General features: G+C 65.6%; 12 protein-coding genes, 1 tRNA gene and 1 pseudogene. 7 read left to right on the top strand and 7 right to left on the bottom strand.

The annotated features are described in order from the left end of the window. A pseudogene (locus tag FKP22_RS31875) lies at window positions 1–368 on the top strand (DUF58 domain-containing protein); the annotation flags it as partial. A gap of 98 nt (window positions 369–466) precedes the next feature. Here the strand turns inward: FKP22_RS31875 and FKP22_RS07700 are convergent. Both FKP22_RS07700 and FKP22_RS07705 read right to left on the bottom strand, forming a co-directional pair. Continuing rightward, window positions 467–904: a type II toxin-antitoxin system PemK/MazF family toxin gene (locus tag FKP22_RS07700; RefSeq protein WP_141286763.1), complete on the bottom strand. Its 438-nt coding sequence runs from the start codon at window positions 902–904 to the stop codon at window positions 467–469. A gap of 3 nt (window positions 905–907) precedes the next feature. Further along, the gene (locus FKP22_RS07705; RefSeq protein ID WP_141286764.1) at window positions 908–1165 is read right to left on the bottom strand and encodes a type II toxin-antitoxin system Phd/YefM family antitoxin; all 258 of its coding nucleotides are present in this window, start codon (window positions 1163–1165) and stop codon (window positions 908–910) included. Window positions 1166–1538: 373 nt separating this feature from the next. On the opposite strand from FKP22_RS07705, the gene FKP22_RS07710 reads away from it, so the two are divergent. After that, window positions 1539–2522 (top strand): hypothetical protein, encoded by a 984-nt coding sequence (locus FKP22_RS07710; RefSeq protein ID WP_141286765.1) that lies wholly within the window; start codon window positions 1539–1541, stop codon window positions 2520–2522. A gap of 45 nt (window positions 2523–2567) precedes the next feature. Here the strand turns inward: FKP22_RS07710 and FKP22_RS07715 are convergent, their stop codons facing one another. Next, entirely contained in the window at window positions 2568–3911 is a 1344-nt protein-coding gene (locus FKP22_RS07715) for a S41 family peptidase (protein ID WP_231012218.1), read from the bottom strand. A gap of 289 nt (window positions 3912–4200) precedes the next feature. Here FKP22_RS07715 and FKP22_RS07720 point away from each other — a divergent pair, with 289 nt between their 5' ends. Beyond that, window positions 4201–7044, top strand: a complete 2844-nt coding sequence (locus tag FKP22_RS07720; protein WP_141286767.1) for a valine--tRNA ligase — start codon at window positions 4201–4203, stop codon at window positions 7042–7044. A gap of 161 nt (window positions 7045–7205) precedes the next feature. Next, window positions 7206–8072 (top strand): UTP--glucose-1-phosphate uridylyltransferase GalU, encoded by an 867-nt coding sequence (galU, locus tag FKP22_RS07725; protein WP_141286768.1) that lies wholly within the window; start codon window positions 7206–7208, stop codon window positions 8070–8072. A gap of 190 nt (window positions 8073–8262) precedes the next feature. Here galU and FKP22_RS07730 read toward each other — a convergent pair whose 3' ends face one another. Genes FKP22_RS07730 through cysM form a run of 3 tightly spaced genes read right to left on the bottom strand, consistent with a single transcriptional unit; the run spans window position 8263 to window position 9967 of the window. Next, window positions 8263–8490 carry a sulfurtransferase TusA family protein gene (locus FKP22_RS07730; protein ID WP_141286769.1) on the bottom strand — a complete coding sequence of 76 codons (228 nt, stop codon included), beginning with the start codon at window positions 8488–8490 and terminating at the stop codon, window positions 8263–8265. A gap of 26 nt (window positions 8491–8516) precedes the next feature. Then, window positions 8517–9065, bottom strand: a complete 549-nt coding sequence (locus FKP22_RS07735) for an NUDIX hydrolase (RefSeq protein WP_141286770.1) — start codon at window positions 9063–9065, stop codon at window positions 8517–8519. Continuing rightward, complete coding sequence (gene cysM, locus FKP22_RS07740) at window positions 9062–9967, bottom strand: cysteine synthase CysM (protein ID WP_141286771.1); 906 nt, start codon at window positions 9965–9967, stop codon at window positions 9062–9064. Before cysM ends, FKP22_RS07735 begins: the two co-directional genes overlap by 4 nt. A gap of 137 nt (window positions 9968–10104) precedes the next feature. Here cysM and FKP22_RS07745 point away from each other — a divergent pair. After that, window positions 10105–10189 (top strand) — tRNA-Leu (locus FKP22_RS07745). A gap of 52 nt (window positions 10190–10241) precedes the next feature. On the opposite strand, the gene FKP22_RS07750 is transcribed toward FKP22_RS07745, so the two are convergent. Continuing rightward, on the bottom strand, window positions 10242–10829 hold the full coding sequence (locus FKP22_RS07750) for an Isoquinoline 1-oxidoreductase subunit (RefSeq protein ID WP_141286772.1): 588 nt from the start codon (window positions 10827–10829) through the stop codon (window positions 10242–10244). 102 nt (window positions 10830–10931) lie between these two features. Here FKP22_RS07750 and FKP22_RS07755 point away from each other — a divergent pair, with 102 nt between their 5' ends. After that, the gene (locus tag FKP22_RS07755; protein ID WP_141286773.1) at window positions 10932–11393 is read left to right on the top strand and encodes a (2Fe-2S)-binding protein; all 462 of its coding nucleotides are present in this window, start codon (window positions 10932–10934) and stop codon (window positions 11391–11393) included. Window positions 11394–11407: 14 nt separating this feature from the next. Next, window positions 11408–13554, top strand: a 2147-nt coding sequence (locus FKP22_RS07760) for a xanthine dehydrogenase family protein molybdopterin-binding subunit (RefSeq protein ID WP_141286774.1), incomplete at its 3' end; no start/stop codon positions are given.

Consider the following 13554-nt stretch of genomic DNA (forward strand, 5'->3'; position numbering starts at 1 on the left):
ACTACCAGGAAGCCGCCCGCGCGCTGATGCGCGCCATGCCGCGCCGCGCCCTGGTCGTGCTGCTGACTCACTTCCGCGATGAAGACGGCGGCGAACTCGCCCCGGCGCTGCGCCTGCTGCGCAGCCGCCACATCACCGTGGTCGCCAACCTGAGAGAACCGATGCTGGCCGAACTCGCCAGCCAGTCACTCAACGGCCAACAAGCCGTCGCCGAAGTGGCCACCGCCCACGCCTTCGAACAAGCCCGACGCGACGCGCTGCGCCGCCTGCCCGACCCGCAGGGCCTGAGCCTGGACGTGCCCCCCGCCGAACTCGCCAGCGCACTGGTCAGCCGCTACCTGACGGTCAAGCGCAAGCAACTGCTCTGACCGCGCTGTGCTTTCGCCGGCAGGACAAAGGGCCGAGATCCGCATGGACAACGCCGCGGCATGAGCGCAAGGCCCAGCGGGCGACCGCCAGCCCCGTCTTATTCCGTCCTGGGAATCGAGCGAGCCTGCCGTGCTTTGATCAGGTCGATGAAGCGCAGCCGGATCGCTTCAAACAGCCCATGTGGCAACAGCCCATGAGCCAAGCTGTCGGGGTTGCCTGGCGTGGTCGGCCGTAAGTCCGGACCCGGCCAGATGAACCGATTGGCCTCGGTCAGCACGACCCAGGAACGCTCGCCGTCCAGCCCAAGACGCCGTTTGGTATCGGGCGGGATCTCGATGGCAAGGGCAAGGTCGGTCGGCGATGCATGGGTGATCGGCAACACCGTCACCACCTTGTTGCCTTCCTCGCCCGTCGTCACCAGGATGACCGCGCAGGGGCGGTCTTTGACGCCTTCTTCCTGACCGCGCGCATGTTCGGTCGACCAGAGGTAGCTGTAGCGGATGACGAGGCCGGGGACCGGGGCGGGAAAGGCCATGCGTCAAGCGCCCAACTCACCGTCGAAGCCCTTGGCTGCCTCCGGCGCGCGCACCGCTTCAAGCGCCGCCAGGTCAGCGGCAGTGAAATCGTCAAGGGCCATGACCTGGCGATCCCGGCGCTTCAGGCGGTGGTACTCCTCCGCCGAGATCAACACCGTGCGCTCACGCCCGTGATGCGTGACCGCCACGCCCTGGGTCAGTGCCACGTCCTGGTAACGCGCAATGTTCCGCTGGAACTCTGACGAGGTGACTTTGAGCATGTCTGTGCGATGAATTTCGGAAAATACGAATTATACGGAAAATCGCATTCCGCAAGCTCTGTGTGGTGTCACCTTGGGCTTGCAGTCCACCAGGCGGTCGACTTCGCTCCCCTCGTCATCAAGCTCAGCCGCTACCGGACAGCCAAGAGCGAGCAACTGCTGCGCCCGGCAAGGTGGCATGCCGTGAGGCTGCAACACGCCTGTCGCATTGCACCGGCAGCATGCCAACTCCGCAGAGACTGCCCGGAATGCCCGTGTCACGGGATCCTGCACCTCTTGCTTGCCACCGCATGCCATGGACGCCGCTTCCAAGCCAAAACTCTTTTTTCACATCGGCCAGACGAAAACTGGCTCGACTTCCTTGCAGGCGTTCATGCACGCCAACCGCGACGCACTGCAGTGGCGAGGGCTTTTCTACCCTGCATCACCTCCCGGCGACCGGCACATCCTCAAGCAGCGCTTCCTGTTTGACAGCGTGGATCAGGCTGCCAAGGGCTCAGGCGGCGCGGAGTTCGTCTGGACCCGGCTCGCCGAACAGATCGTGCAGCGCGACGCGCCGATCAACGTCATCAGCGAAGAAGTCTTCTGGCACTTGTTCGAAGACCGACCGCAACGCCGGCGCACTGCCGTGCAGTGGATGGCCAAACAGCTGGCGCACTGCGACGTGCACATCGTTTGCTACCTGCGGCGCCAGAGTGACTGGGTGGAATCCTGGTTCAACCAGATCGTCAAGACCGACGTCAGCCAGACCTCGCGCCTGTCCTTCGAGGACTTCATCGCGCGGCAGGAACGACTGGGCGTGATGGACTATCAGCAAATGCTGGCAGTGTGGGCCGAAGCGTTTGGCGCGGACCGGGTGATCGTGCGTCCCTGGGAACGGGGCAAGCTGCTGCGCGGCAACATCGTCGATGACTTCTGCGACTTGGTGGGCCTGAAGGACATGGACGATCTCAAACGCCCCGAAGACCAGCAAAGCAGCCTCAGCGCAACGGCGCTCGAAGCCATGCTGTCATTCAACCGACAACCGACCGCGGCTGCGCACAAGCTGAAATTCACCGAAGCTTTTCGCGATGAGCTCGCGAAAGGCAGCGACAAGCGTTTTCTGCTGAGCGCCGAGCAGGCCGCCGAAATCGACGCAAGGTACGCTGAAAGCAACCAGCAAGTGGCCCGCAGCTTTTGCCACACCGACAGCCTGTTCAGTCCGCCTGCCGAGGAAGCCAGACAGCTCTTCTCCGGTCTGACGGTCAACGAACTGCTCGATGTGGTGACGCGACTGTTCGTGGCCCAGCAGCGCTCGATGGATGCGCTGAGCTGCCGGCTGGACGAGCTGGAAAGTCGGGCCAGCTCGTCCGCCTGAAATTGAACCAGGCGCCAGCCGCGAGCGGATGACGCGTGAGATCGCTCACTTCGCGTACATGCCACCCCGCTCGCCTGGCTCGTGCCACAGCGGCTTGCTGTTCAGCGGACGCTGGCTCAGCAAACCGCGGCGGGCGTTGGATGGCGACGGGCTGGCGCTGGCGGCCGGGCAGCCGCCGCCGTCGGCATACTGGCTGGCGGCAACGACCAGCGGGTCGGTCGACGAGCCAATCGGTTGGCTGAAGTCTTCGGCCACCGGACAGGTGGCGGCCAGGCCGTTGAAGTAGCGGCCCTGGTTCAGCGAGTTGGTGCTCTCGAAGGTCACCGGGCTCCAGACGTTGCCGCAGCCATCGTCCTGCGCGGTGAAACCGACCGGCTTGCCGCAGGTGGCATCGCCAATGGTGACCACGTCAACGAATGGCTTCAGGCCGTTGACGACCTGCTCGGAGGCCGAGCAGGTGCGCGGGCCGGTCAGCACATAGACCCGCGACAGGCCCAGCGCATTGGCCCAGTTGGTGAACTTGAAGCTCTGGTTGTTGCTGGCGGCGCGCTTGTCGTTGAAGTACAGATTGGCAAAGGTCTGGCCACTGGTGGTCTGGGCCGCCGCACCCGCGGGGTAGGAGGCCAGGTTGGCCGCCACTGAAACCAGGCCGCCGCCGTTGTAGCGCAGGTCGATCACCACGTCCTGCACGCCCGCGCTGCGGAACTGGCCAAAGGCGGTGTCCATCGGCGAGTTGGCCTGGGTGATCATGTCCTTGACCATCATGTAGCCCATCTTGCGGCCACCCGGTGTGGTGACGATGGACGTGCCCTGCACCGGCTGCAGGTTGTAGACGGCGGAATACAGCGTCAACGTGGTGTCGCCTGCCGTCGTGTGCAGGCCCAGCGTCACGGCGGTGTTGGTGGCCGTGGGGCTCAGCGCGTCGTAGTTGTTGGCCGAGATCAGCGTCGAGGCCGGCTGGCCGTTGACGGTGGTGATCTGGTCACCACGCTGCAGGCCGGCCACGGCCGCGGGTGAGCCGGGTTCGACGTAGCGCACCAGCAGCGGCAGCGTCGGCTGGCCGGTGACTTCCAGACCGTTGACGCCAATGCCGTAACCCATGGTGGCGCCGTCGCCAAAGAAGCGGTTGTAGTCTTCCGTGCTGGTGACGTAGCTCCAGCGGTCGGCCGGGAAGGTCGCGTCGCCGGTGGACAGCAGCGCGTAGAAATAGTCGTACTCGGACGAGTAGGCCGCGGGGTCGGGGTTCGGATTGGTGGCGTACCAGAAGTACCAATCGTCCATGTAGCTGCCAACCCAGTATTTCTGGTCCGACAGCGAGCAGGTCGCCCCCGGCGGCAGGTCGTCCCCGCCACCGCCGCAGCCTGCCAGCAGCACCGCGACCGAGGCCATCGCAGCGCCTGCCCAAGGTCGCCAGCGCGAGCGGGAGGCGCCGGTGCGAGTTGCGCCGCTGGCGCCCTCTGGTTGTTCTTGATGCGTTGGCAAGGATTGCCCTGCGCGCCAGGGTGCACGCACCCCCGCCCAAACTTGTGCCATGTCCCACTCCCGGGCGCGAGCAAGCTCTCGCCCTTACCGGGTAGGCCGCCAGCCGGCCACCCTACAATTCCGTTTAACTCCGCTTCTTTGCAGAGCGTTGACACAAAGCTTGTGTCCGCTTGTTGCACGCACCTCGCTTCCGCCCATGACCGAACTCGCCAAATCCTTCGAACCCACTGCCATCGAAGCCCGCTGGGCGCCGCTGTGGGAGCAATCTGGCGTCTACGAGCCCAGCCTGGACCCGGCCAAGCCGTCCTTCTGCATCCAGCTGCCGCCGCCTAACGTGACCGGCACGCTGCACATGGGCCACGCGTTCAACCAGACCATCATGGACTCGCTGACCCGCGTGCACCGCATGCGCGGCTTCAACACGCTGTGGGTGCCCGGCACCGACCACGCCGGCATCGCCACGCAGATCGTCGTCGAGCGCCAGTTGCAGGAGCAAGGCGCGAGCCGCCATGACCTGGGCCGAAAGAATTTCGTCGCCAAGGTCTGGGAATGGAAGGAGAAAAGCGGCTCCACCATCACCAACCAGATGCGCCGCATGGGCGACTCGGTGAGCTGGCAGCACGAGTACTTCACGATGGACGACAAGCTGTCCAGGGTCGTGACCGACACCTTCGTGAAGCTGCACGAGGAGGGCCTGATCTACCGCGGCAAGCGCCTGGTCAGCTGGGACCCGATCCTGAAGTCCGCGGTGTCGGACCTGGAAGTGGAAAGCGAAGAGGAAGACGGCTCGCTGTGGCACATCCGCTACCCCATCGAAGGCAGCGATGAATCGCTGGTCGTGGCCACCACCCGGCCCGAGACCATGCTGGGCGACACCGCGGTGATGGTGCACCCGGAAGACGAGCGCTACAGCCACCTTATTGGCAAGCAGGTGCGCCTGCCCATCACCGGCCGCCTGGTGCCGGTGATTGCCGACGACTACGTGGACAAGGCCTTCGGCACCGGCGTGGTCAAGGTCACGCCTGCCCATGACCAGAACGACTACCAAGTCGGCCTGCGCCATGGCCTGCCGATGCTGACCATCTTCACGCTGGACGCGAAGGTCAACGACGAAGCCCCGGAGGACTACCGCGGCCTGGACCGCTTCGTTGCCCGCAAGAAGATCGTCGCGCAGCTGGAGGCCGAGGGCCTGCTGGTCGAGGTCAAGAAGCACAAGCTGATGGTGCCGCGTTGCGCACGCACCGGCGCGGTCATCGAGCCGATGCTGACGGACCAGTGGTTCATCGCGATGAGCAAGGCCGGCCACAACGGCAAGAGCATCGCGGACGAGGCGATCGAAGCCGTCGAATCGGGCGACGTGAAGTTCGTGCCCGAGAACTGGGTCAACACCTACAACCAGTGGATGAAGAACATCCAGGACTGGTGCATCTCGCGCCAGCTGTGGTGGGGCCACCAGATCCCGGCCTGGTACGGCGACAACGGTGAATTGTTCGTCGCCCGCAGCGAGGAAGACGCACGCGCCAAGGCCACGGCTGCCGGCTACACCGGCCCGCTGCGCCGCGACGAGGACGTGCTGGACACCTGGTATTCATCAGCCATGGTGCCCTTCTCCACGCTGGGCTGGCCAGAGCAGACCATCGAGCAGGACCTGTTCCTGCCGAGCAGCGTGCTGGTGACAGGCTACGACATCATCTTCTTCTGGGTCGCCCGGATGATCATGATGACCAAGCACTTCACCGGCAAGGTGCCGTTCAGGCATGTGTACATCCACGGCCTGGTGCTGGACGCGCAGGGCAAGAAGATGTCCAAGTCCGAAGGCAATGTGCTGGACCCTGTGGACCTGATCGACGGGATCGAACTGGCGCCACTGCTGGACAAGCGCACCACCGGCCTGCGCAAGCCCGAGACCGCGCCCAAGGTGCGCAAGGCCACCGAAAAGGAATTCCCGGAAGGCATCCCTGGCTACGGCGCCGACGCGCTTCGCTTCACCTTCGCGGCCATGGCCACGCTGGGCCGCAGTGTCAATTTCGACAGCAAGCGTTGCGAGGGTTACCGCAATTTTTGCAACAAGCTGTGGAACGCGACCAAGTTCGTGCTGATGAACTGCGAGGGCCAGGACAACGGCCTGAAGGAGCACACCAAGGCCGAGTGCGCGCCTGGCGGCCCGGCGCATGGCTACTTGGCCTTCAGCCAGGCCGACCGCTGGATCACCAGCGAGCTGCAGCGCGTGGAGGCGGCGGTCGCCCAGGGCTTCGATGAATACCGGCTGGACAACGTGGCCAACGCGATCTACCAGTTCGTGTGGGACTCGTATTGCGACTGGTACCTGGAGATTGCCAAGGTGCAGATCCAGACGGGCAGCGAAGCCCAGCAGCGCGCCACCCGCCGCACGCTGGTCCGTGTGCTGGAAACCGTGCTGCGCCTGCTGCACCCGGTCACGCCTTTCATCACCGCCGAGCTGTGGGACACGGTTGCCGTGGTGGCCGGCCGCAAGGCGGCGGACGATGGCCGCAGCATCGTCACCGCACCCTACCCGGTCGCGCAGCTGGAACGCATTGACCCGGCTGCCGACGCCTGGGTGGTCAAACTGAAAGAATTTGTCAGCGCCTGTCGCACGCTGCGCAGCGAGATGAACCTGTCGCCCAGCGACCGGGTGCCGCTGGTGACGATTGGCGACGACGCGTTCATCGCGGAAGCCGCTCAGGTGTTGAAGGCACTGGCCAAGCTCAGCGAAGTGCAGGTCATGGCCGACGAGGCTGCGTTTGCCGCGGCGACCGAGATGGCGCCGGTGCTGGTGCTGGGCGCGGCCCGGCTGGCGCTGAAGGTCGAGATCGACGTGGCAGCCGAGCGTGAACGCCTGAGCAAGGAGATCAAGCGCATCGAAGGCGAAGTCGAGAAGGCCGAAATCAAGCTTGGCAACGAGAGCTTCGTCTCCCGTGCGCCGGAAGCCGTGGTGGCCCAGATGCGCGAACGGCTGGAAGGTTTCGGCCGCTCGCTGGACAGCCTGCGCGGCCAACTGGGCAAGCTGCCACCGGCCTGAAAGATTGTCTTCAAGCCCTGGAATGCAGCGAGGCACGGAGGCTGCTTAGGCAAGCAAAGTGATGGATCAAAATCGCTGAGCGCAGAAGCTTCAGTGTTGCCTTGTCACCATCGCTGCACTTTTTTGTGTCATCGTTGTCGCATTAATCAATAGGGAGTTCCATGAAGATCAACAAGGCCATTTTCCCGGTCGCCGGCCTGGGCACCCGCTTTCTTCCCGCCACCAAGGCGCAGCCCAAGGAAATGCTGCCGGTGGTCGACAAACCGCTGATCCAGTACGCGGTGGAAGAGGCCTATGCCGCCGGCATCCGCCAGATGATTTTTGTCAACGGCCGCAACAAGCGCGCCATCCCGGACCACTTCGACACCGCTTACGAACTGGAGTCGGAGCTGGAAGCGTCGGGCAAGAAAGAGCTGCTGGCGATGGTGCACAGCATCAAGCCGGACGACATGGAGTGCATCTACATCCGCCAACCCAAGGCCCTGGGCCTGGGCCACGCGGTGTTGTGTGCGCAGTGCGTGGTCGTCAACGAGCCGTTTGCGGTGCTGCTGGCCGATGACCTGATGGTCGGCAAGCCACCCATCCTCAAGCAGATGGTCGACCAGTTCACCGAGTGGCAAGCCTCCATCCTGGCGGTGCAGGAAGTGAAGCCGGAGCACACCAGGCGCTACGGCATCGTCGCAGGCACGCCGGTCAACGACCGCATGATGGACCTGACCCACATGGTGGAAAAGCCATCGCCGGAAGAAGCGCCTTCCAACCTGGGTGTGGCCGGCCGCTACATCCTCACGCCTGGCGTGTTCCGCGAGATTGCCAACCAGCCGCGCGGCGTGGGCGGCGAGATCCAGTTGACCGACGGCATTGCCGCGCTGATGCGCCGCGAGAAGGTGTTTGCCTACCGCTACGACGGCAAGCGCTACGACTGCGGTTCCAAGGAAGGCTTCCTGGAAGCCAACGTCGAACTCGCACTGGCTCACCCGCAACTGGGCGCCGGCTTCCGCGAGTACCTGAAGGCGCTGGACATCTAAAACTTCGTCCCGTGCCCGCTACGCGCCCGCCTCCCGGCGGGCGTTTTCATTTCAGTTCACGGCATTGCCAAGCGGCACCAGCGGCGCAGCGCCCGAACCCACCCCAGCGGCGCCCCAGGATCCGGCTCGGCCGGTCCTGCAGGCGCGCCCCCTTGAGGGGGCCGGCGAAGCCGGTAGGGGGTGTTCCAATTCAGCGCCGGCGCAGCCAGTGCACGAAGTGATCGTTGACGGTTTCCTGGCCGACCAGCTCGTGGCCGGTCTGGCGGGCGAAGGCCTGGAAGTCGCGGCTGGAGCCGGGGTCGGTCGCCACCACCTTCAGCACCTGGCCGCTGAGCATGTCGGCCAGCGCCTTCTTGGTCTTCAGGATGGGCAGCGGGCAGCTCAGGCCGCTGGTGTCGAGTTCCTTGTCAGGTTGCATGAGAAGCGTTTTCCTGCGGATGAAATTCAGGTGGCGCTGGGCGCCGCCGACGGTAGCTCGATGAAGCGCGGCTCAATGCCCTTGCTGCGCAGCCAGGTGGCCAGCGCGTAGCCGGTGCCCGCAGGCCAGCAGACCACGTCAACCGGTTCGAACATCCGGTATTCGGCCAGCTCGGGCGATAGCCGCACCTCGCCATGTGCTACCACATGGTAGGCGATGATGACCTGGTTCATGCGCTGGAAATCCCAGACGCCCAGCAGGTTCACCGAGGTGGCGGTGAGCGAGGTTTCTTCCAGCACTTCGCGCGTTATGCCGTCTTCCGGCGATTCGCCCGCCTCCATGAAGCCGGTGATCAGCGCAAACATCTTGTGCGTCCAGGCCGCATTGCGCGCCAGCAGGACCTTGCCGCCCTGGTCACTGCACTCGACCACCGCCGCCAAAACGGGCGTCGGGTTGTTCCAATGGGTGAAGTCGCAGGCCGGGCAGCGCAGGCGCTCGGTCGGCCCGCTGTCTTCCATGCGCTCGATCATTGCCAGCGGCGTGGCGCATTGCGGACAGAACTTGAAGGTGCTCATGCGGGAAAGACTCCCGTCGACAGGTACCGGTCGCCCCGGTCGCAGACCACGAACACGATGGTCGCGTTCTCCAACGTGCGCGCCAGCTGCAGCGCCACCCAGCAGGCGCCTGCCGCCGAGATGCCGGCGAACAGGCCTTCCTCGGCCGCCAGCCGGCGTGCCATGTCTTCTGCATCGGCCTGGCTGACGTAGACCAGCTCGTCCACCGCACTCGGGTCGTAGATCTTCGGCAGGTAGGCTTCCGGCCATTTGCGGATGCCGGGAATGCGCGAGCCTTCCGAAGGCTGGGCGCCGACGATGCGCACCGCCGGGTTCTGTTCCTTCAGGTAGCGCGACACGCCGGTGATGGTGCCTGTCGTGCCCATCGCGCTGACGAAATGGGTGATGCCGCCGTCCGTGTCGGTCCAGATCTCGGGGCCGGTGGTCTCGTAGTGCACCGCCGGGTTGTCGGCATTGGCGAACTGGTCCAGCACCCGGCCCTTGCCGTCCTTCTGCATCTGCTCGGCCAGGTCGCGGGCCCATTCCATGCCACCGGACTTGGGCGTCAGGATCAGCTCGGCGCCAAAGGCCTTCATGGTCTGCGCACGTTCGATCGACAGGTCCTCCGGCATGATCAGCAGCATGCGGTAGCCCTTGATCGCTGCGGCCATCGCCAGCGCAATGCCGGTGTTGCCCGAGGTGGCCTCGATCAGCGTGTCGCCCGGCTTGATCTCGCCGCGCTGCTCGGCCCGGCGGATCATGTTGATCGCCGGCCTGTCCTTGACCGAGCCGGCCGGGTTGTTGCCCTCCAGCTTGCCCAGGATCACATTGCCACGGGCGGCCAGCTCGGCGCCAGGCAGGCGTTGCAGTCGCACCAGCGGGGTGTGGCCAATCGCGTCTTCCAGGGTCTTGTAGTTGGGCATGGGCACGGCTTGTCAGGAGTTGCGGCTCATTATCGCGGCGGCCTCAAGTCCGTGCGTTGGTCATGTCATAATCGCGCTCCACGTGCAGCGACTCACCGCCTTCTCAAGGCCGGCACACAGCGCTGATCACACACCTTGCCCGGGTGGCGAAATCGGTAGACGCAAGGGATTCAAAATCCCTCGCCGCAAGGCGTGTCGGTTCGAGTCCGACCTCGGGCACCATCCCCTCGCGGGATACTTCTCTCCCCTTCTCACTTCCGCAGCTGCTGGCGCTTCAAGACGCCGGGCAGAACGCGCCAGTGTCGATCCAGGCCTTGATCAACGCGCCCAGCTGTTCCTGCGTGCCAGGCGCAGGTTCGCGCGTACCGCCGGGCGCCCAGGCCCAGCCCACCAGGCCATCGCTCGCCATGTGTTCCTGGATGGCCGGCAGCGACTTGCCGCCGTTGCGCCGCTTGTCCTTGATCTGCACGCAGATCTGCGCCAGGGTCTTGCCCTGCCAGGCCATCGAGCCTGGCGCGAGGTGCCACAGCGGATTGCCCGGGAAACCGCCCGGCTCCACATTCGCTGCCTGGTGGCAGGCCGTGCAGCGCATGCCGACAGCGCCCTTGTCGTCCTTGCCGCGCACCACCAGCGGCAGGTGCGGATGCAGGTCCATGCCCTGGGTCGGCCGGTCACCGTTGGGGTGGCAGTTCAGGCAGCGTGGATGCTGGAGCACCTTGCCAGCTTCGAGGAAGAGCTCGCGCGAACGCTGGGCCGGGTCGCTGGTCGAAGCGAAACTCTCCGGGGTACGCAGATCCGCAGCCCAACTGGCGGCGGCTGCAGCGGCGCAAAGCGCGAAAACACAGGTCCGGATGACGGGCATCGCTTCTCCCCATTTTCTCGACGCACGAGCATACTCCGCAGGCGGCGCGCTTGGGGCAACGCTGAACAATCACGCATTTCACTGAACTCACAGGAGGTCTGGATGTCGGTTGAACTCAACGTCAATGGCCGGGTGCACGCACTCGATGTCGACCCCGAGACGCCGCTGCTTTGGGTGCTGCGCGAGGACATCGGCCTGACCGGCACCAAGTACGGCTGCGGCGTGGCCCAGTGCGGCGCCTGCACCGTCCATGCCGATGGCGAAACCCTGCGCTCCTGCACCGCACCGGTCTCGTGGATCAGCAACCGCAAGATCACCACCATCGAAGGCCTGTCGTCCAAGGCCGCAAAGGCGGTGCAGAAGGCCTGGGTCGAGCTGGACGTGGTGCAGTGCGGCTACTGCCAGTCGGGCCAGATCATGTCGGCCGCGGCACTGCTGGAGAAGAACCCGAAGCCGACCGACCGCGACATCGACCTCGCGATGAGCGGCAACATCTGCCGATGTGCGACCTACCAGCGCATCCGCGCCGCCATCCACGCGGCCTCGCGCCAGCTCACGGCCTGAACGGGAGACCCACCATGCACCCGATGATGCTTGCCATGCAGGCCCGGCGCGAGTCGCTGCAGTCGCTGCTGTTCCCGGAAGCCGAAGCTGCGCCAGCCGGCGCTGCGCCGCTCACCCGCCGCACGCTGCTCAAGAGTGCTGCGGGTGGCGGACTGCTGATCAGCATCGGCAGCCTCGCGCCCTCATTGGCACAGGCCGCGGCGCCAAGCCCGGAAGGCGTTGCCACCGGCCCACTGGCCCCGAATGCCTTCGTGCGCGTGGGCACCGACAACCTGGTCACCATCGTCTGCAAGCACCACGAGATGGGCCAGGGCAACACCACCGGCCTGGCCTCGCTGGTGGCTGACGAACTGGACGCCGACTGGACCCTGGTGCGCACCGAATACGCGCCGTCCAACCCCAAGCTCTACAACAACCTGGCCTTTGGCGACATGCAGGGCACCGGCGGCTCCTCGGCGATTGCCAACGCCTACCTGCAGATGCGCAACGCAGGGGCTGCTGCACGGCAGATGCTGGTTGCTGCAGCGGCCCAGGCCTGGAACGTGCCACCCGCGGAAATCAGGACCCGCCGAAACGTGCTGAGCCACGCCTCTGGCAAACACGCCACCTACGGCGAGATGGCCGAAGCGGCCAGTCGCATGCCGGTGCCCGACAAGCCGGTGCTGAAGACGCCCGCGCAGTTCACGATGATCGGCAAGGAGAACGCCACGCCGCGGGTCGACTCGCCTTCGAAGTGCGACGGCACGGCGGTCTACACCATCGACCTGAAGCTGCCCGGCCTGTTGACCGCGGTGATCGCCTGGCCTCCCTCGTTCGGCGCCACGCTGAAGTCCTTCGACGCCACCGAGGCGCTGAAGGTGGCCGGCGTGATCGACGTGGTGCAGGTGCCCGAAGGCGTGGCCGTGGTTGCCACGCGCACCTGGGCCGCGATGCAGGGCAGGCGCGCACTGAAGCTGGAATGGGACGAATCGGCCGGCAATGCACTGGACACCGATGCGCTGCTGACGCAGTACAAGCAGCAGGCCACGCAGCCCGGGGGCACCGTCTTCGCCAAGCCCGAAGCCAATGCAGCGACGCAGGCCGGCCCGGCGGTGAACACCATCAGCGCCACCTACGAGTTCCCGTTCCTGGCCCACGCGACCATGGAGCCGATGAACTGCGTGGCCTGGCTGCACGACGGCATGCTGGAAACCTGGTCCGGCCACCAGTTCCCGACCTTCGACCACATGTTCGCCGCCAAGGCCGCGGGCCTGCCGATGGAGAAGGTCAAGCTGCACACCCTCGTCTCGGGCGGCAGCTTCGGCCGCCGCGCGAATGCCTACAGCGACTTCACCGTGGCTGCCGTCAACGTGGCCAAGGCCATCAATGGACGCGCCCCGGTTCGGCTGCAATACACCCGCGAGGACGACATGGCCTCGGGCTTGTACCGGCCCATGTACGTGCACCAGGTGCAGGTCGGGCTGGACGCCAAGGGCCGGGTGGCAGACTGGCAGCACCAGATCGTTGGCCAGTCCATCATGGCCGGCACCGCGATGGCGGTGATGATCAAGGACGGGATCGACTCCACCTCGGTCGAAGGCGTGGCGCCCAGCGCGTACAAGCTGCCGATGATGAAAGGCGCGCTGCACACCACCACGCTGAGCGTGAGGCCGCTGTGGTGGCGCTCGGTGGGCAACACCCACACCGCCTACGTCATGGAAACCATGATGGACGAACTGGCCGCCGCCGCAGGGCGCGACCCGCTCGCCTTCCGGCTGGCCTTGCTGGAACCCGGCGGCCGCGCAGCCGGCGTGCTGCAACTGGCGGCGCAGAAGGCCGGCTGGGGCAAGACCATGCCCAAGGGCAGCGCGCAAGGCCTGGCGGTGCACGAATCCTTCGGCTCCTACGTGGCCCAGGTGGCCGATGTCTCGCTGAAGAACGGCAAGCTGAAGGTGGACCGCGTCGTCTGCGCGGTGGACTGCGGCGTGGCGGTCAACCCGGACGTGATCCGCGCGCAGATGGAAGGCTGCATCGGCTTTGCGCTGGGCGCGCTGTACTACAGCGAGGTGGAAATGAAGCAGGGCCGTGTAGCACAGCGCAACTTCGACCGCTACAAGGCCTTGCGCATCTACGAGATGCCGCGCGTCGAAGTGCACATCCTGGCCAGCACCGCCGAGCCCAC

It is taken from the genome of Ideonella azotifigens (assembly GCF_006519715.1).
GTDB lineage: Bacteria > Pseudomonadota > Gammaproteobacteria > Burkholderiales > Burkholderiaceae_C > Ideonella > Ideonella azotifigens.